This is a genomic window from Kineosporia corallincola, assembly GCF_018499875.1.
GTDB lineage: Bacteria > Actinomycetota > Actinomycetes > Actinomycetales > Kineosporiaceae > Kineosporia > Kineosporia corallincola.
The window spans coordinates 812347-835885 of record NZ_JAHBAY010000001.1 but is presented as its reverse complement, the minus strand read 5'-3'; the positions used below and the strand labels follow the sequence as shown (position 1 = coordinate 835885).

The 23539-nt window shown below is 71.0% G+C and carries 17 protein-coding genes, 1 tRNA gene and 1 pseudogene; 7 read left to right on the top strand and 12 right to left on the bottom strand.

Going from position 1 to position 23539, the window contains the following annotated elements; translation table 11 throughout:
* Positions 1-19: 19 nt before the first annotated feature.
* The 3 genes from KIH74_RS03770 to KIH74_RS03760 form a co-directional block, all read right to left on the bottom strand.
* Complete coding sequence (locus tag KIH74_RS03770; protein ID WP_214154286.1) at positions 20-1075, bottom strand: GH12 family glycosyl hydrolase domain-containing protein; 1056 nt, start codon at positions 1073-1075, stop codon at positions 20-22.
* Between the two features lie 155 nt (positions 1076-1230).
* Positions 1231-1307: transfer RNA gene (locus KIH74_RS03765), tRNA-Met, on the bottom strand.
* Positions 1308-1379: 72 nt separating this feature from the next.
* A complete protein-coding gene (locus KIH74_RS03760) occupies positions 1380-4427 on the bottom strand; it encodes a UPF0182 family membrane protein (protein WP_214154285.1) in 3048 nt (1015 codons plus the stop codon).
* A 121-nt stretch (positions 4428-4548) separates the two neighbouring features.
* Between KIH74_RS03760 and KIH74_RS03755 the strand changes: the two genes are divergently transcribed.
* Complete coding sequence (locus KIH74_RS03755) at positions 4549-5100, top strand: PPA1309 family protein (protein WP_214154284.1); 552 nt, start codon at positions 4549-4551, stop codon at positions 5098-5100.
* 27 nt (positions 5101-5127) lie between these two features.
* On the opposite strand, the gene KIH74_RS38325 is transcribed toward KIH74_RS03755, so the two are convergent.
* Both KIH74_RS38325 and KIH74_RS03745 read right to left on the bottom strand, forming a co-directional pair.
* Positions 5128-6246, bottom strand: coding sequence for a YlbL family protein (locus tag KIH74_RS38325; RefSeq protein ID WP_214154283.1), 1119 nt, complete (start codon positions 6244-6246; stop codon positions 5128-5130).
* The gene (locus tag KIH74_RS03745) at positions 6243-8219 is read right to left on the bottom strand and encodes an NAD-dependent epimerase/dehydratase family protein (protein ID WP_214154282.1); all 1977 of its coding nucleotides are present in this window, start codon (positions 8217-8219) and stop codon (positions 6243-6245) included. The genes KIH74_RS38325 and KIH74_RS03745 overlap by 4 nt, the downstream gene beginning before the upstream one ends.
* Before the next feature lie 350 nt (positions 8220-8569).
* On the opposite strand from KIH74_RS03745, the gene KIH74_RS03740 reads away from it, so the two are divergent.
* A complete protein-coding gene (locus KIH74_RS03740) occupies positions 8570-10165 on the top strand; it encodes a zinc-dependent metalloprotease (RefSeq protein WP_214154281.1) in 1596 nt (531 codons plus the stop codon).
* Positions 10162-10761, top strand: coding sequence for an NUDIX domain-containing protein (locus KIH74_RS03735; protein ID WP_214154280.1), 600 nt, complete (start codon positions 10162-10164; stop codon positions 10759-10761). The genes KIH74_RS03740 and KIH74_RS03735 overlap by 4 nt, the downstream gene beginning before the upstream one ends.
* 366 nt (positions 10762-11127) lie before the next feature.
* On the opposite strand, the pseudogene KIH74_RS35795 reads toward KIH74_RS03735, so the two are convergent.
* Positions 11128-11652 (bottom strand): annotated as a pseudogene (locus KIH74_RS35795) (M48 family metallopeptidase); the annotation flags it as partial.
* 590 nt (positions 11653-12242) lie between these two features.
* Between KIH74_RS35795 and KIH74_RS03725 the strand changes: the two are divergent.
* From KIH74_RS03725 to KIH74_RS03710, 4 genes are all read left to right on the top strand, one after another.
* The gene (locus KIH74_RS03725) at positions 12243-12398 is read left to right on the top strand and encodes a DUF5679 domain-containing protein (protein ID WP_214154278.1); all 156 of its coding nucleotides are present in this window, start codon (positions 12243-12245) and stop codon (positions 12396-12398) included.
* A 232-nt stretch (positions 12399-12630) separates the two neighbouring features.
* Positions 12631-13818 carry a hypothetical protein gene (locus KIH74_RS03720; protein ID WP_214154277.1) on the top strand — a complete coding sequence of 396 codons (1188 nt, stop codon included), beginning with the start codon at positions 12631-12633 and terminating at the stop codon, positions 13816-13818.
* Between the two features lie 57 nt (positions 13819-13875).
* On the top strand, positions 13876-15228 hold the full coding sequence (locus tag KIH74_RS03715; RefSeq protein WP_214154276.1) for an ABC1 kinase family protein: 1353 nt from the start codon (positions 13876-13878) through the stop codon (positions 15226-15228).
* Between the two features lie 496 nt (positions 15229-15724).
* Positions 15725-15976, top strand: a complete 252-nt coding sequence (locus tag KIH74_RS03710) for a hypothetical protein (RefSeq protein WP_214154275.1) — start codon at positions 15725-15727, stop codon at positions 15974-15976.
* A gap of 599 nt (positions 15977-16575) precedes the next feature.
* On the opposite strand, the gene KIH74_RS03705 is transcribed toward KIH74_RS03710, so the two are convergent.
* The 6 genes from KIH74_RS03705 to KIH74_RS03680 form a co-directional block, all read right to left on the bottom strand.
* Entirely contained in the window at positions 16576-16752 is a 177-nt protein-coding gene (locus KIH74_RS03705) for a hypothetical protein (protein WP_214154274.1), read from the bottom strand.
* 110 nt (positions 16753-16862) lie between these two features.
* On the bottom strand, positions 16863-17162 hold the full coding sequence (locus tag KIH74_RS03700) for a WhiB family transcriptional regulator (protein ID WP_214154273.1): 300 nt from the start codon (positions 17160-17162) through the stop codon (positions 16863-16865).
* Positions 17163-17331: 169 nt separating this feature from the next.
* Positions 17332-17601 (bottom strand): hypothetical protein, encoded by a 270-nt coding sequence (locus KIH74_RS03695; protein ID WP_214154272.1) that lies wholly within the window; start codon positions 17599-17601, stop codon positions 17332-17334.
* Positions 17602-17897: 296 nt separating this feature from the next.
* On the bottom strand, positions 17898-18524 hold the full coding sequence (locus KIH74_RS03690; protein ID WP_214154271.1) for a hypothetical protein: 627 nt from the start codon (positions 18522-18524) through the stop codon (positions 17898-17900).
* Positions 18524-21142, bottom strand: coding sequence for an FtsK/SpoIIIE domain-containing protein (locus KIH74_RS03685; RefSeq protein ID WP_214154270.1), 2619 nt, complete (start codon positions 21140-21142; stop codon positions 18524-18526). The genes KIH74_RS03690 and KIH74_RS03685 overlap by 1 nt, the downstream gene beginning before the upstream one ends.
* 101 nt (positions 21143-21243) lie before the next feature.
* Positions 21244-23352 (bottom strand): UvrD-helicase domain-containing protein, encoded by a 2109-nt coding sequence (locus KIH74_RS03680; protein ID WP_214154269.1) that lies wholly within the window; start codon positions 23350-23352, stop codon positions 21244-21246.
* Positions 23353-23539 lie beyond the last annotated feature (187 nt).

The window sequence follows — 23539 nt, the reverse complement described above, 5'->3', positions numbered from 1 at the left end:
CGTCCGTTCGTGGTCGGGTTCAGGTGGCGGTACAGGTGAGGGCCGGCGTGGTGGCCGCGCCGTTCACCACCATCCCGAAACCGGTGGTGCCGCCCGCCGGGACGACGCTGTTGTAGTCCATGCTGGACGCGGTCACGGTTTTACCCGAACGGGTTTCGGTGGCGTTCCAGATGCTGGAGATGGTCTGGTTGCCCGGCCAGGTCCACTTCACCTTCCAGCTGCCGGTGGCGGTGCCGCCGGTGTTCTTCACCGTCACGTCAGCGGTGAATCCGGTGTTCCAGGTGGTGTTCAGGGCGAAGGCCGCCGTGCAGGTCGGCGGGGTGACCGGAGCGTTCACCGAGAAGGTCTTCACCGCCAGGCCCTTTCCACCGCTCCACGGCTCGAACCCGGCCTGGACACTGGTCAGGTACCAGGACCGCTGCGCGTAGCCACGCGTCACCGAGTCCTTGTAGAAGTCGTCCACCGTGAAGCTGACGTCGGCGGCCGCGGTGGTGCGCACGTACGAGACCACGTTCCAGCCGCTGTTGCCGTACCAGACGTCATAGGTGCTGCCGGCGATCGTCACCCCCGTGGCCACCTTGGACCCGTACGGCTGCGGTGGCCCGGAATGGCTGGTCCAGACCATGATCTCGGCCCCGGTGTTCTGGCCGTCCTTGCGAGCGGTCGGGTCGAACCAGATGTCGTACGAGGCGTTCCAGTTGCCGCTGCTGATGTAGGTCAGCCCGGCCTTCGTGGTGATCTTGCCGAAATCGGTGCTGTCGGCCCGGATCGGCGAGAAACCGTTGGTGCAGTTGTTGTAGTGGCACCCCCAGAAGACCGACGGGTACGCGGTCGGCGCGCCGTTGGTCGGGTTGACCCCGTCCTGCTTGCTGATCGTGAAACCCGTGTCGGTGACGTCGATGCACTGTTCGGAGCTCGTGCCCCAGCGGTTGTTCTGCACGATGTACTTGCCGCCCTGGATCTTGGCGGTGGCGTACTGCTCGCACAGGGTAGTGGCGGCCCCGGCCGACGGCGCCTGCACCAGCCCGACCGCCGCCGCGAGTGCCGCGGCGGTCATGAGAAGTCTGTGCCTCATCGGGATTCTTCTCCCCCCGTTCCGAGAAGTGCGGCCGGACGGCCGCACTCGGAAGGTTAGGGAGCGGAAGGAGCGTAGGGGGCGGCAAGTCCGTGTCGGGTGAGGACAAAGCAGTTGGGCCCAGCCTCCTTGTTCAGGAGACCGGGCCCAACTTCTGGTAGCGGGGACAGGATTTGAACCTGCGACCTCTGGGTTATGAGCCCAGCGAGCTACCGAGCTGCTCCACCCCGCGTCGTTGATGTAACTCTATTCGCTGTCGGGGTCGAACAGCAAATCGACGTGAGTGCGGGGTGACTCAGACGGGTCAGCCGGCCGAGGTGGTGCCCGACGGACTCGGTGTGGCGCTCTGGGTGGAACTCTGCGTGGAGCTCGGTGTGGAGCTCGGTGTGGCACTGGTCGACGGCGTGGCCGTGGCGGTCGCGCCCGCTGCCTGCTGGGCCGCTTCCAGGGCCGTCTCCGCCTCGGTGGCCCGCTGGAGCGCGTCTTCCAACGCGGTCTGGGCCTGGCCGTAGGCGGCGAAGTCGCTGCTCTGGAGCGCCGTCTGCCCCTCCTTGAAGGCCTTGGACGCGTCGTCCAGGGCGGACTGGAGGCTGGCCTGGGCCCGGGCCACCGCGGAGTCGCCCGAGGTGTCGCCACCGCCGGAGTCGTCTCCGGAGTCGTCGCCGTCGCTGGCCCTGGCCTCGCCGAAGACCTGGTCGAGCGCGCCGTCGAGATCGTCGGCGAACCCGATCTCGTCACCGAACGAGACCAGCACCTTCTGGAGCAGCGGGTAGGCCGTGGCACCCGAGCCCTTCACGTAGACCGGCTGCACGTAGAGCAGACCACCGGCCAGCGGCAGGGTGAGCAGGTTGCCGCGCTGGACCGAGCTGTCGCTCCCCCGTTGCAGCTGGTTCAGCAGGTACGACACGTCCGGGTCGGAGTTGAACGTGTTCTGCACCTGGCTGGGCCCGGAGATCACCGTGTCCTTGGGCAGTTGCAGCAGTCTCAGCTGCCCGTAGTCCTCCCGCGGTTTGCCCGCCGTGTCGCCGGCGTCGGCGTCGACCGCCAGGAAGCCGGTGAGCACGCCACGGGTGCGGCCCGCCGGGATGAAGGTGGACGTCAGCGAGAAGTTCGTGGTGTCCGTGCCGGGCATCTGGAGGGTCAGGTAGTACGGCGGCTGGAGCGAGTTGCCGCCGTCCCGGGTCGGGTCGTCCGGGACCGTCCAGAAGTCCTGCTGCGAGTAGAACGCGTTCGCGTCGGTCACGTGGTACTGCTGCAACAGCTCACGCTGCACCTTGAACAGGTCTTCCGGGTAGCGCAGGTGCGACATGAGCTGGGAGCTGATGTCACCGATCGGCTTGACCGTGTTCGGGAAGACCTTGGTCCAGGCCTTCAGGATCGGGTCCTCGTCGTCCCAGGTGTACAGCGTGACCGTGCCGTCGTAGGCGTCGACCGTGGCCTTCACCGAGTTACGGATGTAGTTGACCCGGGTGTTGTCCAGCGGGTTGACGGCCGTCGTGGTCTCGGTGATCGAGTCGGACGTGGCGTCTTCCAGCACCTGGGTCTTCGAGTACGGGTACTGCGAGGTGGTGGTGTAGGCGTCGATGATCCAGGTGATCTTGCCGTTCACCACGGCCGGGTAGGGGTCGCCGTCGAGTTCGAGGAACGGCGCCACCTTCTCGACGCGCTCCCGCGGGGAGCGGTCGTAGAGGATCTGCGAGTCCGAGTTCACCTGGTTCGACAGCAGGATGTTCTGGTCCTGGAACTTGATCGAGTAGAGCAGCTGACGCAGGGTCGAGCCGACGTCGACGCCGCCGTCGCCCTGGTAGGTGTAGTTGACCTGGCCGCTGTCGCTCTCGTCGTCCGGGATGTCGAGCTCCTGCGGGTCGGCGCCCTCCGGCGCGCCCACGATGGAGTAGTCCGGCGAGTTCTCGCCGAAGTAGATGCGCGGCTCGTAGTCACCCAGCTCACCGGTGGAGGGGATGCCGGACTGGAGGAACACCGGCTCGCCGTCCGAGGTGCGCTCGTTGCCGTACGCCGCCACCAGGCCGTAGCCGTGCGTGTAGACGATGTGGTCGTTGACCCAGTTGCGCTGGGCGCTGGGCGCGGCGTCGATGTTCAGCTCGCGGGCGGCCACCACGGCGTCGCTGGTCTCGCCGTCGATCGTGTACTTGTCCACGTCGAGCGTGTCCGCGAACGAGTAGTACTGCTTGATCTGCTGGAGCTGCGAGAACGTGGGGCTGACCAGCGCCGGGTCTTGCAGCCGGATGCCCGGGATGGCCTCGGCGCTCTCGCGCAGGTCGGCCTGGTCGGCGTCGGACTCGGCGTTGTAGGTCTCGGTCTTGATGTTGTCGAGGCCGTAGGCGTCGCGGGTGGCCTGGATGTTGCGCTGGATGTACTTGTTCTCCAGCTCCTGCGCGCTCGGCTGCACCTGGAAGCGCTGCACACCGGCCGGGTAGATGCCGCCGATCACGATGGCCGACACCACCAGCAGGGCGGTGCCGTAGAGCGGGATCAGCCGGGCGCGCTCGACGAACGCGGCGACGATGAACAGGACGGCGATGATCATCGCGACGCCGGCCAGGATGCCCCGTGAGGTCAGCCCGGCGTTGGCGTCGGTGTAGGTGAGACCGGTGATCAGCCGCGAGGTCTTGGTGGAGAGGGCGTAGCGGCCGAGCCAGTAGTCCAGGCCGCGCAGCACCAGGAACGAGGCGGCCAGCACGAACAGGTGCACGCGCGCGGCCGAGGTGAGCCGCTGGCCGGCACCCTGCACCCGCAGACCGCCGTACAGGTAGTGCGTCACCAGGGCGGCGATGGCCGACAGGAACACCGCGGCGGTCAGGAAGCTGACCAGGAACTGCAACCAGGGCAGGGTGAACACGAAGAACCCGATGTCCATCTTGAACTGCGGGTCCTTCTCGCCGAACGGCACCCGGTGCAGCCACAGCTGAACGGTCTGCCACTGCTGGCTGGCCGCCGACCCGGCGAACAGGCCGAGCACGATCGGCACCGCCAGGCCGACCAGGCGGCGCAGCGGCTCGATGCTCTCCCGGTAGCGGTCGAGACCGACCTGCTCGGTCGACATCGGGGCGTAGATCGGGCGGCTGCGGTAGCCGATGATCAGCGAGGCCGCCACCGCCGCGCCCATCACCAGGGCGCCCAGCACGAACAGGGCGATCTTGGTCAGCAGCTCGGTGCGGTACACCTGGGTGTAGCCGACCGACTGGAACCAGAGCACCTCGGTCCACATCTGGGACGCGATCAACCCCAGCACGATCAGCACGCCCAGCGTGATCAGCGTGGGCGCCAGCGCACCGCGCCGTCGCCTGTTGAGGACCGGACGGGGGCCGCGTGGGTCGCGCTCGTACGTCACGCATGGAGAACTTACCCACGATCCGCCCGGTTCCCTACCCGACGCAGCTGATTCCGGGCTGTGAAAACTCCCCCGTCCGGGTGAGGAGGTCCGGTGATCCACAGGATGGAAGGATGCGGGCGTGACTGATGAACCCGCCGACCCCCGTTCGCTGTCCGTCCGCCGCGTGATCGTGGAGCTCGAGCGTCACGTCGCCACCGCCGGCTGGGACGCTCCGATCCGGGTGTTCGCCCTGGTCAAGACGGCGGGCGCACTGGAGCGCGACCCCTCACTGGCGAACCGGCTGCCGACCGAGGTGATCAATGCCGCCACCGAGGACCTCGACCACCTGACCGCGGTCGAGCAGGAGGGCCTGCCGGAGGCCCAGAACCTGGAGGAGCTGCTGCACCAGATCGCCTGGCCGGACAGCGTGGACGGCGCGGCCGTGGTGGTCGAGCGCACCGTGCTGCCGCCCGAGGCGGAGAGCCAGATCCCGGACGACGAGGCCGCGGCGATCGAGTGGATCGACCGGCACCCCGACCGGCGTGACGTGCGCCTGGGCGCCGCCGTGCTGCGCAGCGGCGAGTACTGCTGTGCCGTCCGGGCCCGCGACCACGACTCCGACGACAGCGTGGCGGTGGGCCGCGACCTGGCTCCCGGCCTGGTCGAGGGCGTGGCCGCGACCCTGGACTGACGGTGCGACGGGTCTTTCCGTCGTCCCTTATTCGCAGCCCTTGAGCCCCGAGGCGGTGCCGTCCGCGATCGCCTCGACGTCGGTGCGGGCCTGGTCGAGCGTCTCGACCCGGATCACCTGGAGGCCGTCGGGCACGTGCCCGGCCACCTCGTCGCAGTTGTCGGCGGGGGCGAGGAAGTAGTCCGCCCCCGCCTGACGCGCACCCACCAGCTTCTGCCGGATGCCGCCGATCGCACCCACGGTGCCGTCGGCGTCGATCGTGCCGGTGCCGGCGATGTGCTTGCCGCCGGTCAGGTCGCCGGGGGTGAGCGTGTCGATGATGCCGAGGGCGAACATCATCCCGGCGCTCGGGCCGCCGATGTCCTCGATCTGGATCTTCACGTCGAACGGGAAGTCGAAGTCCGGCGTGATGTAGATGCCGAGGACCGTGTCGCCCGCGTCGTTCTTCATCGTCTCGGTGGTCAGCGTGCGCTTCTTGCCGTCGCGCTGCACCGTCACGGTGATCTTCGCACCCGCCTCCAGACCGGCCAGCGTGGTGCGCAGATCGGCCAGGTCACCGATGGCCGTGCCGTTGACCGCGGTGATCACATCCTTCTCCTCGAGGACGTCGGCGGCCGGCGAGCCTTCCGCGGTGCCGGCCACCGTCAGCGTGGTCGGCACGTCGATGTCGAGGGCCCACAGCGCCGCGGCGGTCGCGCTCTCCTGCGACGAGGTCATCTCCGCCTGGTTCTCGGCGTCCGACTCCTCCTGGGTCTCGCCGGGGGTGAACACCTGCTCCTCCGGCACCACCGCCTTGCTGCCGCGCAGCCAGCCGTCGACCACCTGGAGCAGCGTGACCTTGCGGTCGGGGCCGCCGAGCAGCGAGACCGTGGTCAGGTCGAGTGTGCCGGTGGTCTCGTAGGTCTGGTGGCCGGAGACCGAGATCAGCGGCTTGCCGTCCACCTCGCCCAGGGTGTTGAGCACCGGGCCGGGCTGCATGATCGCGTACTTCACCGGCAGCAGCACCACCACGGCCGACAGGATCACCGCGAAGAGACAGGCGATCAGCATCACCCCGGTGCGCGGGTCGATCAGCCCCGATCTGGGCGGCACCCAGCGATCGTCCGGGCTGTTCACAGGGTTGCCGCTGTCGGGCTGATCGCTCACGGCTCAAGGGTAGAACGGCGACGTTTGGACTGACGTGACCTGGCCTGCCGCACGATCGCGGCGGTGCCCAGCAGCGCCACCGCGGCCCCCGCCGCACCGGCAGCGCCCATCGCCGCGTCGCGGCGGTCCACCCGCCAGCCCAGGGCCCGGCGCCGGCGCTGGTCCTCCAGCAGACCCCGCAGGCAGGCCTCGTTGTCGTGCTCCGGCGCCCAGCCGGCGGCGAGCAGCCCGGCCGACCCGACGACCCACGGGTGGACGACGTAGGCGAGCTCACTGGCCGGCGTGTTCAGCACCCCCACCCGGTGCAGGCGCTCGGCGGTGCTGAAGGCCAGCGCGGTCGGCACCTCCAGACGCCGCATGCCGCTGATCGTCTCGACCTGTGTCTCGTCCAGCGAGCCCGGCGCGCCCACCGCCAGCGGACCGTCGATGCCGCTGCTGATCACCGTCCAGATCGCCTCGGCCAGGTCGTCGACGTGGCAGAACTGCCACTGCGTGCCGGTGCCGCGCAGCACCAGCAGCCGGGGCGCCTCGAAGTGCCGGGTGACCGCGGTGTCGACGCCGGGCCCGACCAGCGCGGCCGGGCGCACCAGGCTGAAGGCCAGCCCGGGATGCACGCGCGGGATCCGCTCCAGCACCCGCTCTACCTCCAGCAGGTCGCCGATCAGGCCGTCGTCCGGGTCGGCGCGGCAGTCCGCGTCGTCGGCCAGCGGCACCGGGTTGTCGGGGCGGGCGCCGAGGACCATCGCGGTGGTGACGGCGACCAGGCGGCGGGCCCCGACCGCGGCCGCGGCCATGCTGACCGCCTGCGCTGCCCGCACCGCGCGCAGCCGCCGGTCGGACGGGCTGCCGCTGACCGCCTCGGTCGCGTCGTCGGCCGTGGCAAGATGGATCACCACGTCGGCGGCGTCGAGTGCCGTCACCACCTCGGGCGAGGAGATGTCGGCCGCGCGCCACTCCACCCCGGTGTCGGTGCCCGGCACGATGCCGAGTTCGGGCGCGGACGGCGCCGGTTCGTCGTCCTTGGTCTTCTCCTCGCGCGGCTCCCTGTCCTTGCGGGGCTCTTTGTCCTTGCGCGGTTCCTTGCGTGAAGGGGTCAGGCCGGCCGGCAGGTAGGAGCGGCGGCGCGGCCGGGTGGGTTCTTCAGTAACAGTGGACGACGAAGAGCTCCCCTCCCCACCCAGCCCCTCGGCCCCGGTGGCTTGCCCCGCCTTCTCGGCCTGCCCTGCCTTCTCGCTCTGCCCCGTCTTCTCGCTCTGCCCCGCTGTCTCGGCCTGCCCCGCCGTCTCGGCCTGCCCCGCCGTCTCGGCCTGCCCCGCCGTCTCGGCCTGCCCCGCACTCGAGGTCTGCCCGGTCTTCGCGTTCTGGTCCGCCCGACCGGCCTTCGCGGTCTGCCCGGCCGTGCCGGTCTGCTCGGCCCTTTCAGCCAGTTCGCCGGACGGCATGCGGGCTGCCCGGGCGGCCTCACTGTCCTGAGCCGGGGTTGCTGACGTCGATGCCGCTGTCGGTCCCCCCGTCGGCGCTACTCCGGGTGCCACCATCGGTCCCTCTCCGGGTGCCACCACCGGTCCCGCCCCTGGTCCCGCCGCCGGCCCCACTTTTGGTGCCGCCAGTCCCGTACCGGGCGTGACGAATTCCTGGGTCACTTCGGTTGCCGCACCGGCGACCTCGGGCACCGGAGCAGGCTCGGCGGCGTACTCCAGGCCGGCCTCCACCTGACCCCGCACCGGGTCCACCGCGTTCCTGGAGCCCGGCTTCGGGTCCGGCCCGGGGGCGGTCAGCCGCTCGATCCGCTCGGCGGTGTCGATGGCGATCACCCGGGTGGGGGCCGACGTGGGCGTTTCACTCATCCGGCGGAGCAACGAGCGCACCAGGGCGCGGCCGGCCGGGCCGGCGGCGCCCGTGATCGCGATCACTCCCGGCCCCGCCGGGCCGCCTGATCCGAGCAGGAAGCGAGTGCGGCGTGTCGGGGTCACGGATGAATCCCATCATCACCAGCCGATTCCCGGCACCCCGGGTCGGCCCTCGCAACAGCGCCCGTGCCCGATCAGGCAGATCGGGTTTCGCCGTGGGCGGATCCGGGCTCCAGCGACCGGTCCCGCGCGTTGGACCCGACAGACTGACCCCACCACCCCGGCGCAGCGCCGCGCCCCGCACTCGGCAAAATCGGCACCGACACCGGCCGGTGTCGGTGCGACCTCCTGTCGTTCTGTGTCCCAGCGGATTCGGTGCGACCCTGGAGGCGGGTCTCAGACAGGCTTGACAGGCTGATCGGGCACGCGGCACCGGGCGGGCGGCAGCCATCGCCAGCGAGGGAGACGGGAACATGAGCGAGGGAAACCGGGACGGCCGGGACGCTGGGTCCGACGGCCCCCGCGACGACGAGGGCCGCGAGAAGAACCAGGGCGACAGCGGTGAGACGCCTCGCGACGAACCGCGTCCGGGCACCGGGCCGCGCATCGGCTTCGGGTCCGACCTGAGCACCGGCGGCGCGCCGGGCGGCCCGCGCAAGAAAGACGACGAAACCCCCGAAGACCCGCTGGCCGGGCTGTTCTCCGCCTTCATGGGCGGTGGCGCGGGTGGCGCCGGGCTCCCGCCCGACCTGCTCGGCAGCCTGCCCCCGGGCATGCTCAACATGCCCGGCATGCCGCAAGACGCGCAGTCGCTCCAGGCGATGCTCAGCTCCGTGCAGCAGATGATGATGAGCGGTGGCGGCGACGGCCCGGTCAACTGGGAGCTCGCCACCAACGTGGCCCGTCAGGCGGCCGCCGAGGGCGGCGACCCGAGCGTGGGCGACGCCCAGCAGCGCAAGGTCGCCGAAGCCCTGCGCACGGCCGACCTGTGGCTCGACCGGGTCTGCGACCTGCCCTCGGCCACGGCCCGCACCGAGGCATGGAGCCGGGCCGAGTGGATCGAGAACACGCTCGGCGTCTGGAAGATCGTGGTCGAGCCGGTGGCGAACAGCGTCAACGAGGCGATGGCCAAGGCCCTCACCGAGCAGGCCCCGCCGGAGATGCGCGCCGTGCTCGGCAATGCCCTGCCGATGATGCGCAAGATGGGTGGCACGTTCTTCGGCGCGCAGCTCGGCCAGGCCCTGGGCGCGCTGTCGCGCGAGGTGATCGGCGGCGGAGACGTCGGCCTGCCCCTGCTCCCGGCCGGCAAGGTCGCGATGATCCCGGCCAACCTGGCCGAATTCGGCGAGGGCCTGGGTCTGGAGGAAGACGAGGTCCGGCTGTACCTGGCGCTGCGCGAGGCGGCCTATGCCCGGTTGGTCGCCGGGGTGCCGTGGCTGCGTGCGCACCTGCTGGCGGCGGTCGAGGAGTACGCCCGCGGCATCGTGATCGACACCGACCGCATCGAGTCGGCCATCCGCGACCTCGACCCCAGCGACCCGCAGGCCATGCAGCAGGCCCTGGCCTCGGACATCTTCGAGCCCGAGCGCACCCCCACCCAGCAGGCCGCCCTGGACCGGCTGGAGATGGCCCTGGCGCTGGTCGAGGGCTGGGTGGACACGGTGGTCGACGAGGCCGCCCGGCACTCACTGCCGCACGCGTCCGCCTTGCAGGAGACCCTGCGCCGGCGCCGCGCCGCCGGTGGCCCGGCCGAGCACACCTTCGCCTCGCTGGTCGGTCTCGAGCTGCGGCCGCGCCGGCTGCGGGAGGCCGCCGCGGTGTGGTCCGCGCTGACCGCGGCCCGAGGCGCCGCCGGCCGCGACGCCCTCTGGGAACACCCCGACATCGCGCCCGGCGAGGCCGCCTTCGCCGACCCGGTCGGCTTCGCCGGGGTGGAGCCGCAGACCGACGACATGGACGCCGAACTGGCCCGGCTGCTCGACGGCGGCCTGGGCGAGGCGCCCGACGAACCGTCCCCCGAGGGCGGTCCGCAGAAGGACGAGCCGAAGAAGGACGACGACGACCAGTGAGTGACCTCGCCGAGGGCGGTGCCCGGCTTCTGGACGATGTCGGCGCCGCCCTTCGTGACGCCCGGCCGCAGAGCCCGGCCGAGCGTTTCGAGCAGACCGCCTGGCTGGCCCTCCTGGCCAGCACCGGCGACGGCCTGCTGCGCCGCGCGCAGGCACCGGCCCATCTCACCGCCTCGGCGGCGGTCCTGAGTCCTGACGGCGCCCAGACCTGCCTGGTGTTCCACCACAAGATGCAGACCTGGGTGCAGCCCGGAGGCCATTTCGAGGCCGGTGACCCCAGCGGGGCGGCGGCCGCGGCCCGTGAGGTGGCTGAGGAGACCGGACTGTCCGGCCGGGTGACGCCGGCACCGGTGCTGCTGTCGCGGCACCCCGCGCCCTGCGCGCCGGGCGTGGTCGACTATCACCTCGACCTTCAGTACCTGATGCTCAGCGACGTGGTCGACCCGACCCCGAGCGACGAGTCGCCCCAGGTGCGCTGGTGGCCGGTGCACGATCTGCCGCGGGATCTCGCCTCCGGCGTGCCCGAGCTGGTGCGCAGGGCGACCGAGGTGCTGGCCGCGCAGCCGGACGGCTGGGTGCCGACCGCGCGCCGGTGAAAACCGTGTGCCCGGGCAGGGCTGAGCCGTCGGTCGCGAGCGTTGCCTCGGCCGGGCCGAGCACCGTGAACCAGGCCGAGTGCCGTGGACCGGGCCGAGTGCCGGCCAGGCCGAGTCCGGCGTCCGCCTGAGCCCCACAACTGCCGGCAGGCCTCAGGCCGAGTTCTGACGAGCCTGCCGACGGCCGAGGCTGCGGGTCACCACGGCCGCCCCCACGTCCAGGGCGGCGATGCTCTCGGTGTCGCGGGGCTCGTCCGGGTTCGCGTCGTCCGGGTTGGCGTCGTCCTCGTCGTCCTGATCGGCGTGCGCGGCATGGTCGGCGGGGTTGTCGCCGTCCTCGGCCGAGCCGGGTGGATCGTCGTCCATCGGCAGGTCCCGGGCCGCCGAGAACCCCTCCAGGAAGCCACGCGCCCGCTCGGTGCGCGGATAGGTGTCGAGCAGCGACCAGAAGTCCGGGCCGTGACCGGGCTGGATGAGATGGGCGAGCTCGTGCAGCAGCACGTAGTCGAGCACCCACGACGGCATGCCCAGCAGCCGGGTGCTGAGCCGGATCGAACGGTCGGCCGGGGTGCAGGACCCCCAGCGAGTGTTCTGGTTCTGCACCCAGGTGACGCTCGCGGGAGTGGCCAGGCCGCGCAGGTGCCGCTCGTTCAGGGTGAGTGCCCGCGTCATCAGTTCCTCGTCGCCGGGCCGTCGGCGCCGCTCCTGGGCGGACAGCCGGTCGAGCATCCGCTTCACCCATTCCTCTTCCTGGCTGCGGGTGAAGCGGGCCGGAATGAGCACCACGGTACGGCCGCCCTCGCGGTAGGCCGTCACCGTGCTGCGGCGCCGTCCACTGCGGCGTACCTCGACCCGCGGGTCGTCCGCCGGCTCCGGCGTGCTATTGGCCACCTCCGCACCGTACCCGCCGAACGGCCCAGGACTCCTTGATCCACAGCAGTTCGTTCGCACAACCGCAGCTAGGGCTTGCGCTCGGTGATCCTTTCCGGCGGCGACCCGCCGCTCTGTCCCCAGACATACCCGGACATGTCCACAGCGCACGCGCGTCGTCCACAAGAATGTCCACAGCGTTGTCCACAGCCGGGTGCACGACCAGTGCACCCCTGGAGGAATTCGCGATTGACGGACCGGCGAGCACCTTCTAGCGTGATCGTCAGGGCTCCGGGTATCGATCTTCGCGCGCTGGGGAAGGCGCACGGTGATCGGCCCGGGGCCCATTTTCGCGCCCGCGTGTCGTGTGGCAGTTCTTACTGCGAGTACCCGGACGAGCCACCACAAAAGCGACATCACACTGCACTCGCAGTCCCTTCCGGCGCGCCGAATAGCCGTCTAAGCAGGCACAACCCGCGTGCTGAGCTAATGTGACCTTCCGACCGGGCCGGGGAGTCGCTGGGAAAGGCGTCACGCCCAGTCAGGGCACCGCCTCGTCAGGAGCGGTCAATGCGACCAGACCGCACTCACAACCCGTAACAGGAGCGAACATGTCGGACACCTACAGCGGCGAGTTCTACTGCGTGAAGTGCAAGGAAAAGCGTCAGGCCGAGGGCAAGGTCGTCGAGACCAACGGCCGGCGCATGGCGAAGGGCACCTGCCCGGTGTGCGGAACGAACCTGAACCGCATCCTCGGTAAGGCCTGACCAGCACGTTCAGGCAGTCGCAGGGCGCTTGAGAGGCCCTCGTCGACAGCACTGGGCACGCTTGCGGGGCGGCCGCAGGCGGCGTCCGGTGCAGCGGTGGCGGGCGCCAGGACTCGGTGACGCGTCCTGGCCGCCACCTCATCGCGGTATACACATCACCGGGTTTATCCACAGCCCCACCCACGACCTCGTCCCACCTGACACCCTTTCCAGGGTCGAAGGGGGAGATCTCGTGCAATTACGTCTCAAGCCCGGCCTCCGGCGGGTCTGGCGCGATCGGACCACGCTCCAGGTCGGCCTGTCCCCGCGTCACGGCGCCGTGGTCACCGGGCTCACACCCCACGACCTCCCCCTGGTCGAAGCACTCCGGCAGGGCGTCGATCCCGCTGTCGCGAGTCGCTCCGGCACCGACGGCCCACCCGGTCGCAGCCAGAGCCTGGTCCGCCTTCTGCACGCCTCGGGCGTGCTCATCGCCTCCGATGCGCACACTCCCGGTCCCGGCCGCATCGGTCATGGCGCCGATCGGCTGGCGCCGGATGCGACCGTCTGGTCCGTGGTGCACCCGCACTGCGGCGACGGCTGGCCGCTGATCGCCTCCCGGGCGGGGCGGTACGTGGTCGTCCGTGACGCCGGGCGTCTGGGCACCACGCTCGCCGCCACCCTGGCCGCGGCCGGGGTCGGCAGCGTGGCGCTGCACGACTCCGGCCGGGTCACCGCCGCCGACCTGGCCCCGGCCGGTGCCGGCCTCCCCGACCTGGGCCGGCTCCGGCAGGCGGTCGGGCAGGACGTGGTGCACCGAGCAGGAGGCCGGTCCGAGGCACCGCCCCGCGGTAGCTCAACCGGCCACCAGGCATCCGTTCACCAGGCATCCAGTCACCAGGCACCCGGTCCCACACCCACCAACCGCGCACCCACCCGGCCACCGACGCGCACCCGGCGACCACCGACGTCCCCGACGACGCGCCCGCGACACCCCCACGACGACCCCACACACCCCACCCCCGACCTGGTCGTGCTGATCGAGCACGGCGCCGCGGACTCCCGTCGCGGCGCCACCCTGGTCAGCGACGACGTACCGCACCTGGCCGTGGTCATCGGCGAGGACGGCGTGGTGGTCGGCCCCCTGGTCCGGCCGGGCCTCAGCGCCTGCCTGCACTGCCTCGACCTGCACCGGCAGGACCGCGACCCGGCCTGGCCCGGCGTCCTGGCGCAGTTGCGGGAGCAGGTCGCGGCGTCCGGATCACCGCAGGAGTCAGCGAGCGCAGGGCTGGCCGCCGCACTGGCGGCGCTCCAGGTGCTCGCCCAGCTCGACGGCCTCACGGTGCCGGCGGCGGTCGGCGCCACCCTGGAGGTAGAGCTCCCCGACGGCCTGATCGCCCGGCGCCGCTGGCCCCTGCACCCGGCCTGTGGCTGTCACTGAGGGCATCGCAGGCGAGGCGGGCGAGCGCAGGAGGGGACGAGAAGGGAGAATGTGACGGTGACAGATCTGCCGCGTCGCGCGGTCACCCGGACGGCGAAGCTGGCGGCCCTGCCCCTGACCGCTGCGGGGCGCACCGCCCTGGGCGTGGGCAAACGGCTGGGCGGCAAGTCCGCCGAGGCGGTCGCCGCCGAAATGCAGGCCCGCACCGCCGAGCAGCTGTTCCGGGTGCTCGGCGAGCTCAAGGGCGGGGCGATGAAGTTCGGCCAGGCCCTGAGCATCTTCGAGGCCGCGCTCCCCGAGGAGGTCGCCGGGCCGTACCGGGCCACGCTGACCAAGCTCCAGGACTCGGCTCCCCCGCTGCCCGCGGCCACCGTGCACCAGGTGCTGGCCGAGCAGCTCGGGCCGCGCTGGCGCACCAGCAAGTTCCAGAGTTTCGACGACAGACCCTCGGCCGCGGCCAGCATCGGCCAGGTGCACAAGGCGGTCTGGCGGGACGGCCGGCCGTGCGCGGTCAAGATCCAGTACCCGGGGGCGGGGGCGGCGCTGATCTCCGACCTGAACCAGGTCACCCGGGTGGGCCGGGTGGCAGCGGGCTGGATCCCCGGCCTCGACGTGAAGCCGATCCTCGACGAGCTGAAGGCCCGCATGGTCGAGGAGCTGGACTACTCGCTGGAGGCCAAGACGCAGGCCCGGTTCGCCCGGGCGTTCCGCGGCGATCCGGTCTTCGCGGTGCCCGAGGTGCTGGTCAGCAGCGAGCACGTGATCGTCAGCGAATGGCTCGACGGGGTGCCGCTGTCCCGCCTGATCGCCTCCGGCACGCAGGAGGAACGGGACCTGGGCGCCCGTCGCTACATGGAGTTCCTGCTGGCCGGCCCGGCCCGGGCCGGGCTGCTGCACGCCGATCCGCACCCCGGCAACTACCGCCTGCTCGACGACGGCCGTTTCGGCATCCTCGACTTCGGGGCCGTCAAGCGTCTGCCGCAGGGCATGCCTCCGGAGATGGGCCGGCTGCTCACGCTGGCCCTGGCCGGGGAGTCCGAGGCGGTGGTCGAGGGACTGCGCGAGCTCGGCTTCATCAAGTCGTCGATCAAGATCGACGGCGACGCCCTGCTCACCTACCTGGAACCGTTCCTGGAGCCGATCCGGCACACCACCTGGCGGTTCGAGCGGGCCTGGATGCGCTCGCTGTTCGCCTACATCAACGACGTGCGGCGCCCGGACTGGACGATGGGCCTCAAACTCAACCTGCCGCCCGAGTACCTGCTGATCCACCGGGTCTGGCTGGGGGGCATCGCGGTGCTCTGCCAGATCGACGGTGACGTGCCGGTGCCCGAGGTCCTGGCCGAGTGGCTGCCGGAGTTCGATCCGTCCGCGTACGCCATCGAAGACACCGCCGTCGAGCCGGGCTGACCCCACCTACGCCCGACCCTCCTCTCCGCCGACTCTCCGGATTCGGATCGGCAATCCGATGTACTCAAACTGCCGTGATGCGCACCACATAATCAGCCTGTAACCGGGCACCTCGACCGCCCGGCAGAGGCTCGGCGAGCACCGACGGCATTCGCTGCCCTCCGATGCACCCAAGGGCAGTCACGGTCGTCGGCTGACCGAGAGTGAGGCCAGGCGACGTGATCCCGTCTTTCCGGACGGCGGACGGAACCCAGGAGGACGCGCTGCGACCAGCGATGTCACACACCTGCCGGTCATGACGCAACGTGCACGGCGGCGAAGCGGGCACCGGCGCGCCGGTTTTCGCTCTGCTCATTTACTGAGACGCGCGTCCCGGATAACGAGATGAAAGGGTGACCCCGGGCGTCCCTGCACCCCCATCCAGATGTCGTGCAGATATCGGCCGGACCGGTGAACCGTCATCCCCGTGTTACGCGAAATGCGTACCCTGAAAGCCATGAGTGGCTCACTGAGTTCCCACACCCGTGTCGCTGATCCCCGCCCTGCCGGCCTGGCTGCCATCCCCACGCAGTCCGGGTCGCACACCCACTGCCGCACCTGCCTCGCGCCCGCCCCCGAAAGTCTTTACCGGGTGGTCGGTGTCTGGTCAGTGATCAACAGCATCGCCCTTTGGGACTGCGAAAGCTGTGCCCGTGAGCGCATTCTCGAGATCGAAGACGGGCAGGACGTGCGCGGCAGCCGACGCTGACGCCACTGACGCCGATCGCCGTCCCACCCCACCCTCACACAGACGGCCCTCGCACCGCCGGGTAGAGACCGCCGCTCCCGCCGACCGGTTGGAGCGGCTCCGGCGCACCTGACGACGGCGCCCACCGGCGCCGCCGTGTGCTGACGGCGACCCGCCCGTGAACTACCGGGAGACGGTCGGCGGGCAGCGCCGCGCGACCCGCGCCCGAGCCCGATTCCGCGAAAGCCCGGCGGCCCCAAGGGTCCCCACACTCCTCGCTCGCGTACCCACGAATCGGCACGCCCGTTCGTCGCGGTCGGTGACGCCCCGTCGTCACGGCACGCGCACGACCAAGAACTTGTGGACGACGCCAGCTCCGTCCCCGCTCACCGCCGCGCCCTGTCTTCAGCCACTCATGCTTCGGCGGCGAACGCACCGGACTCACCGGACTCACCGGGCCGGCCAGGAGCAGGACAGCACCCTCCAGCCCCCGTGACAACGACGCCCAAAATGGTGCGACGAGGGCTGACCACCCCCTCCGATGGTCAGCCCCCGTCGAGTCCAAGACGCCAGGTAGAGTCCCCGCGTTGCGCCTCAGATACGTGTTCGGACAGAAAATTTCAGCCGATCGCGGGCCTGGTGGGCGCCTGCCCCGGCGTCACCTTGGTCCACAGCGCACGGCGGGTGCGACGGCGGGCGCGCCGGGCGACGGCCACCCACTGGGCGTCGTTCGCCAGGCGCCGGTCCTCGGCGTGTTGCAGCTTGATCAATTCGAAGTTGTACAGGTTGGCGTGCACGGCGTTTCCCCTCGGGACGAAACTTAAGGCTTGATAGGTGATTTCGGACGTCGATGGACGGGTGCTCCGGAGGGGACGGCGCGTGATAGCGGCGGTGGCCGCCTGACGGATCAGGCAGCCACCACGCACTTCCGCGGCCGGCCCCGGGGCCGCTTGCGCGGGACGATCACGCCGGCGACGAAGAGCTCGCCACCCCAGACGCCCCACGGTTCGTTCCGCTCCAGTGCCCCGGCCAGGCATTCCTGACGCACGGGGCAGTCCTGGCAGAGTGCCTTCGCGTGCTCCACATCCGTCGGAGACTCTGCGAACCAGAGCTCCGCGTCGAACACCCGGCATGGCATCTCGGTGGAGGTCTCATCGATCTCTTCCACCAAGGCGTCGAGCAAGGCGGTGAGCTGCACGGGTTTCATCCCCCTCGGGTTGTTCCCCCGGTACTGACCGGGAGCTGTTTCATCTCTCGCTGGATCGGGATCGGACAGTTTTCTCATTGCGGAACCGGAAACCCTTGTCAGACAACGAAAAAGCCGTGGACCCGAATCGGGGTCCACGGCTTTTCGCGAGGCCGGAAGCGGCTGATGCCTATCCGGTGCCATCGCTGGCCTGAGACCCGTAACGGGGCTTGAAGAAATCGGAGTTCTGGCGCACGGCGGTCGTGTGACCTGCCTCGATGCCGGCGAAGCCGCCTTCGGCACCGGCCCAGGGCGAGCTCAGAGCCAGGGAGGCGACCTGCGGGCACACTGCGCCCACGGAAGCGAGACCCATGGCACCCGAGCGATACCGGGCGGCACTCAACGGCATACCCGAGGCGGCGGTGACGGCCGTGCTCAGACGAGAAGTCATCGTGTTCACGTTTCCGCCACCTCCTATCAACTCGGGCCGGTCTTCTTCAGACCCGCCGCTGCGCGATTGTTGTCACTCTTTGAGCAACGAGATCGAGAGTAGACGCCCCCGAGCCCGGCGGACAACGTATTTAACGGCGATCACCTCGTGACGCCCACCTGAACAGCCCATCAAGATGGCCATTTCACTTGCGACACAAGGTTTTTGGGATCCAGAAAAAAGTTTTAAAAGTGCGCCGCCGGGCGCTGCGCGGCGCGATCCGGCGACTGCCCGGTAAGCAATCGCTCACCTGCACACGGCCGCCGTCAGCGCGAGGCGAGGACCAGGATTCCCCAGAGCACCGGCAGCGCACCGAAACACATGAGCAGGCCCATCCGGGTGGGGATCTCGGCCGGGCGCACGTCCCGGTCGCGGGCCTGGTTGCCGAACCTCAGCACCAGCAGCGACACCACGAACCCGATCAGCGGCAGGATCACGCCGATCATGATGAAGTCGGGGTTGTTGTTCGTGCGGGCGAAGGCGATCCACTGCACGACCATCAGCACCAGCATGGTGGCGCCGAAGACCGCGACGCCCCGCAGTCGCGGCCCGGCCCCGGGCATCAGGTTGGGCCGGATCGCCCGGTTGTGGGCCTCGCCCCCCTCCCGGTCGGCGATGTCGATCAGCTCAGCCACCCGGCTGAGGTCGGTCTGCGGCTCGACATGGCCCTCCTGCGGCGTGCCGGCGCCGGACGGGGGCCGGAACCTCACCTTCTGGGCGAAGGCCGTCATGTGCAGCCGCTGACGCTCCAGCCTGGCCACCAGCTCGTCGGCGTGGTCGGACATCTCCGCGACGCCCTCCCGGATCCCGGCGGTGCGGGCGGTCTCCTGCGCCCGCACCTCGTCGAGACGGCGGGCGTACTCGGCGTACTCGGCCCAGCCCTGCTCGGACATCAGGCGAACTCCTCGCTGTAACGCCCGGGCGAGACGAACGGCACGATCAGTTCTTCCCGGTCTTCGTGACGGTCGATCAGCAGGGCCCGGTTGTGCCGTGGCTGCCACTGCACGTGCGAGCGACCGATCAGCTGACCCACCTCGTTGCCCTTCACGTTGAGCGCGACGATGCCGGCCACGTCGTCCTTGCCCTGGATGCCCAGGTCGTCGGACAGCCGCCGGGCGCCCCGCCACCAGCCGAACACGTGCACGCCCCCGGCCGGGCCCTCACGCAGCAGGGTGCGGAACTCGTCGAGGCCGGTGCGGGAGCGGCCGGCCTCCTTCTGCTTCAGCGTGGAGGTGGCCGCGTCGGCGCCGTAGACCAGGATGTAGTTGGCGAAGTCGCGGTCGGTGGGCGGGTGATCGGCGAAGTGGTGCAGCAGGTTGCGGTACTCGGGCAGCCGCAGCACCGTGGCCTCGTGCCCGTTGCGCTGCAACCGCGCCTCCAGGCCCTCCACCTCGTCCTCGGTCGGGCCGATCAGGCTGACCAGATGGAAGGTGGCCGTGCCCGGGTCGTGCTGCCGGGCCAGGCTGATCGCGGCCGACGAGAGCACGTCGGCGCCGACCAGCGAGGTGCCGATCACGCCGAGGTGCCGACCGGGCGAGGAGTCCAGCGGGAAGGCCGCGGACGACAGCCCCACGTCGACCTGCCGCCCGACCAGCGCGACCCGCCGCCGACGGCCCAGGCTGCGGCGCGGAGGGGGCGGCGCGTCGTCCACCGAGTACTCGGCGTACCCGATGAAGACGGCGGGCGGCGGCGAGCCGGGCGTGCGCATCTCCCACATCCGGTGACGCAGGGCGTGCAGGCTGGGCGCGTCGGCGTCGGGGAACCGGGCCCGCCGGTTGGCGCTGGCGGTGCCGGCCTGGTTGTTCAGCACCACCTGGCCGATCGGCAGGGCGGTGGCGGCGTCGTTCAGGGTGTCCAGGATGTTGCCGCCGCCGGACAGCGCCACCCGCATGGCGAACTGCGCGAACACCGACGAGCCCTTGGTGAACAGCGCCTCGATGCCGGAGATCGACTGGCTGGCCATGATCAGGTGGATGCCGTAGGAGCGGCCCTTGCGAGCCACCTCCTCGAGCAGCCCGACGGCCCGCTTGGCGGTGTCGTCGTTGCCCTTGAGCAGCACGTGGAACTCGTCGATGACGGTGAGGATGCGCGGCAGCGCGACGTCGGGCCGTGAGCTGCGCAGCTGGGCCAGGTTGGTGACGCCCGCCTTCTTCATCGCGGCAGCCCGGCGGCCCATCTCGCGCACCAGCTCGGTGAGCACGGCCAGCCCGTACTCCCGGTCGGACTCGACGCCGACGGTGCGGGCGTGCGGCACCCAGGTCGGGTCGACCTCGGTCGGGATGAACTCCGAGAACGACACTCCCTCTTTGAAATCGAGCAGGTAGAGCGCCAGTTCGTCGGGTGAGTAGCGGGCGGCCAGGCCGTACAGGATGTCGAGCAGGAACACCGTCTTGCCGGCGCCGGTGCGCCCGGCGACCAGCCAGTGCGGCGTGGCGTCGTCGAGCGAGACCACCGCGTCGCCCCGGCCCACCCGGCCGATCAGCGTGGTCAGCCCGCCCACCGACGACTGCGTCCAGAGCTCCTTCGGCACCAGATCGTCGAACACCAGCTTGCCGTCCGACTCGGCCTTGGCCGCCACCCGGCGGCAGAGCTCGTCGATCAGCCCGGGCGGCGGCGCCGGGTCGAGGGTGACGGGGGCGTTCAGGCCTCCCCCGAAGCTCTCCTCCGGCGGGTCGCCGATGCGGAAATGACCACGGGACGACGGATCGGTCGTGATCATCGTGGTGCGTTCCAGCGGCGGCAGCTGGGTCCAGGTGGAACGGGACCGGGAGGCGTACCCGGCCAGCAGCAGGTGCACCCGGGCGGCCGGGCCGGCGTGGGCCAGGGCGGCCAGCCGGGCGTAGTCGCTGCGGGTGCAGTTCGGGGGCAGGGCCGCGGTCACGATGACGATCACGTCCGGGTTCGGGTTCAGCCCGGCCTGCACCTGCTTGACCTGCTCCTCGGCCTCGGTCAGCAGCTCGCGGAACTCGTCCAGCTCACTCACCGGCTCGTTCATCACCCCGGCCGGGACCAGGGCGTGGAACGGGGCCAGCGGGGCACCCAGCGCACCGCCGTCGACCGCCAGGATGCGCAGCTGCCCGGCCGGGAACGCGGCCACCAGCCGGGTGATGATGCTGCGCAGCAGACCGGCGACCACCGGGTCGCGGGCGTCGAGGTCGAGCGCGATGTGACCGATGCCGGTGAACGGCACGATCACCGGGAACCCCACCCCGGGCAGCGGCTGGGCGTCGGCCACCCGGATCAGGGCCGGCTCACCGGGCCGGGCCGAGTGCTCCAGCGGGAACCGTTCCTGCGCCACCACCTGCCAGGGCGCTCCCAGCCACTGCGGGGCGGCCTCGGCCGCGGCCCGTTCCAGCCGGGCGGCCAGGGCGATCTGCTGCTGGGCGGACTCGGCGCTGTGGGTGGACTCGGCCTCCAGCCGGTCCAGCCGATCGCGCACGGCGTCGAGCAGTCCCTGCGCGTCGAGGTGCGTCTTCACGGCACGCTCGAACAGCGTCCTGGCGCTGACCACCGAGAAATCCTCCGAAATACGACCATACCGAACCACGGGCCGGTAACCACGATAGGCGCTGTACCCGGACATCCACGATCACGACCGGCGGGACAGTTGTATTACGGCGTCTCCCAGGGCGTACCGGACAGCACCGCGAGCACGTCGTCGCCCCATCGCCGCTGCTTGGTCACTCCCACGCCGGGCACCGCCGCGAGCTCGCCGGGCTCGGCGGGAGCCGCCTCGGCGATCGCCATCAGCGTGGCGTCGGTGAAGATCACGTAGGCAGGCATCCGGGCCGCCTCGGCGGCGGCGGCCCGCCAGTCCCGCAGCCGTTGCAGCGTCTGCTCGTCGTAGCCGGCCGGGCAGGCCGAGCAGCGGCCCACCTTCCGCTCGACGGCACTGGTCAGGGCCCGGCCGCAGATCTTGCACAGAGCCGGGGGCGGGCGGTGCGCGGCGGTCTTGCGGGACGGCTCCCGCACCTTGATGTCGCGCTCCCCCGCGTCCGGGAAGATGCCCTCCAGGAAACGCGACGGATTACGGCCGCCCCGGCCCCCGGTGCGGGCGCGCGACCAGGACAGGTGCAGGTGCTCTCGGGCCCGGGTGATGCCGACGTAGAACAGCCGGCGTTCCTCCTCGATCGCGTCCCAGCCCTCGGCGAACGAGATCGGCATCAGCCCTTCGGACAGGCCGACCAGGAACACGGCGTCCCACTCCAGGCCCTTCGCCGCGTGCAGCGAGGCCAGGGTGACGCCCTCGACCGAGGGGGCGTGCTGGGCCGCGGCCCGCTCGTCCAGCTCGGCCACCAGGTCGGCCAGGGTGGCGTCCGGACGGGTCGCGGCCAGGTCGTCGGCGAGCGCGGCCAGGGCCTGGAGCGACTCCCAGCGCTCGCGCACCCCGCCGGCCTGCACGCCGGACGGCGCCTGGGGGGTCCAGCCGCAGTGTGAGAGGACGTCGCGGGTGGCCTCGCCGAGCGTGCCGTCGCCCAGCCCGCCGCGGGCCGCGCCGCGGATCAGCATGACCGCCTCGCGCACCTCCTTGCGGGCGAAGAACCGCTCCCCGCCCCGCAACTGGTAGGGCAGCCCGGCGTCGGCCAGGGCCTGTTCCACCTGCTCCGACTGCGAGTTGGTGCGGAAGAGCACGGCGATCTCGCGCGCTCTCACGCCGTCGTCGAGCAGTCCTGACACCTGCTTGGCCACCGCGGCCGCCTCGGCGGCGTCGTCGTCGTGCGAGGTCAGCCGGGGGGCCGGGCCGGACTCCCGCTGCGAGCGCAGCTCCAGCGGGGCGGGCCCGGCGGTCTTCACCCGGCGGGCGAGCAGCCGGTTGGCCAGCGAGACGATCTGCGGCGTGGAGCGGTAGTCGCGCACCAGGCGGACCACCTGGGCGTCCGGGTAGTTCTGCGGGAAGCGCAGCAGGTGGTCGGCGCTGGCTCCGGTGAACGAGTAGATGGTCTGGCTGGGGTCGCCGACCACGCACACCTCCTTGCGGTCGCCCAGCCACTGGTCGAGAAGACGCTGCTGGAGCGCGGAGACGTCCTGGTACTCGTCCACCACGAAGTGCCGGTACTGGCCGCGCACCTCGTTGGCCACCTGCGGCTGGGTCTCGATGATGCCCGCCATCAGCAGCAGGACGTCCTCGAAGTCGATCATGCCGCGGTCGGTCTTGGTCTCCTCGTAGACGCCGATCAGCCGGGACACGGTCTCGACCGGGAAGCCGCCCGGCTCACCGCGCCCGGCCGTGCGGGCGGCGCGCACGTAGCTCTCGGGGGTGAGCAGCGACACCTTGGACCACTCGATCTCGGCGGCCAGGTCGCGCACGGCGGCGCGGTCGACGGTGAGCCGCAGCCGGGCCGCGGCGTCGGCGACCATGCGGGCCTTGTGCTCCAGCAGCTCGGGCGGGCGGCCGCCGATCACCCGGGGATAGAAGTAGCCGAGCTGGCGCAGCGCGGCGGCGTGGAAGGTGCGGGCCTGGACCCCGCCGACCCCGAGCTGCCGCAGCCGGGTGCGCATCTCACCGGCCGCCCGGGCGGTGAAGGTGACGGCGAGGACCTGCTGCGGCACGTAGATGCCGGAGTGCACGCCGTAGGCGATGCGGTGGGTGATGGCGCGGGTCTTGCCGGTGCCGGCCCCGGCCAGCACGCACACCGGGCCGCGCACGGCCAGGGCGACCTCACGCTGCTCCGGGTCCAGCCCCTCGAGCATGCCGTCGGCGCCGCGCGCGGGGATGGTCATCGGGACATTCTCTCGCACCGCCGGACGAGCCCGGGCCCGGCCGGGTCAGCCGATCCCGACCGGTTCGCCGAACGCCAGGCCGAACTGCCGGTCGCCACCCCGGTCGATCACGACATCCTGACAGGCCGGGAACACAGCCCGTCGGCGGGATGTTGAACGCTCGACGAGTTCAGTCCGACCTGTTCGA

Coding starts and splice junctions, on each gene's coding strand:
- KIH74_RS03770 (WP_214154286.1), bottom strand. CDS start 1,075: ATGAGGCACAGACTTCTCATGACCGCCGCGGCACTCGCGGCGGCGGTC.
- KIH74_RS03740 (WP_214154281.1), top strand. CDS start 8,570: ATGAGCGAGGGAAACCGGGACGGCCGGGACGCTGGGTCCGACGGCCCC.
- KIH74_RS03725 (WP_214154278.1), top strand. CDS start 12,243: ATGTCGGACACCTACAGCGGCGAGTTCTACTGCGTGAAGTGCAAGGAA.
- KIH74_RS03710 (WP_214154275.1), top strand. CDS start 15,725: ATGAGTGGCTCACTGAGTTCCCACACCCGTGTCGCTGATCCCCGCCCT.
- KIH74_RS03700 (WP_214154273.1), bottom strand. CDS start 17,162: ATGAAACCCGTGCAGCTCACCGCCTTGCTCGACGCCTTGGTGGAAGAG.
- KIH74_RS03690 (WP_214154271.1), bottom strand. CDS start 18,524: ATGTCCGAGCAGGGCTGGGCCGAGTACGCCGAGTACGCCCGCCGTCTC.
- KIH74_RS03680 (WP_214154269.1), bottom strand. CDS start 23,352: ATGACCATCCCCGCGCGCGGCGCCGACGGCATGCTCGAGGGGCTGGAC.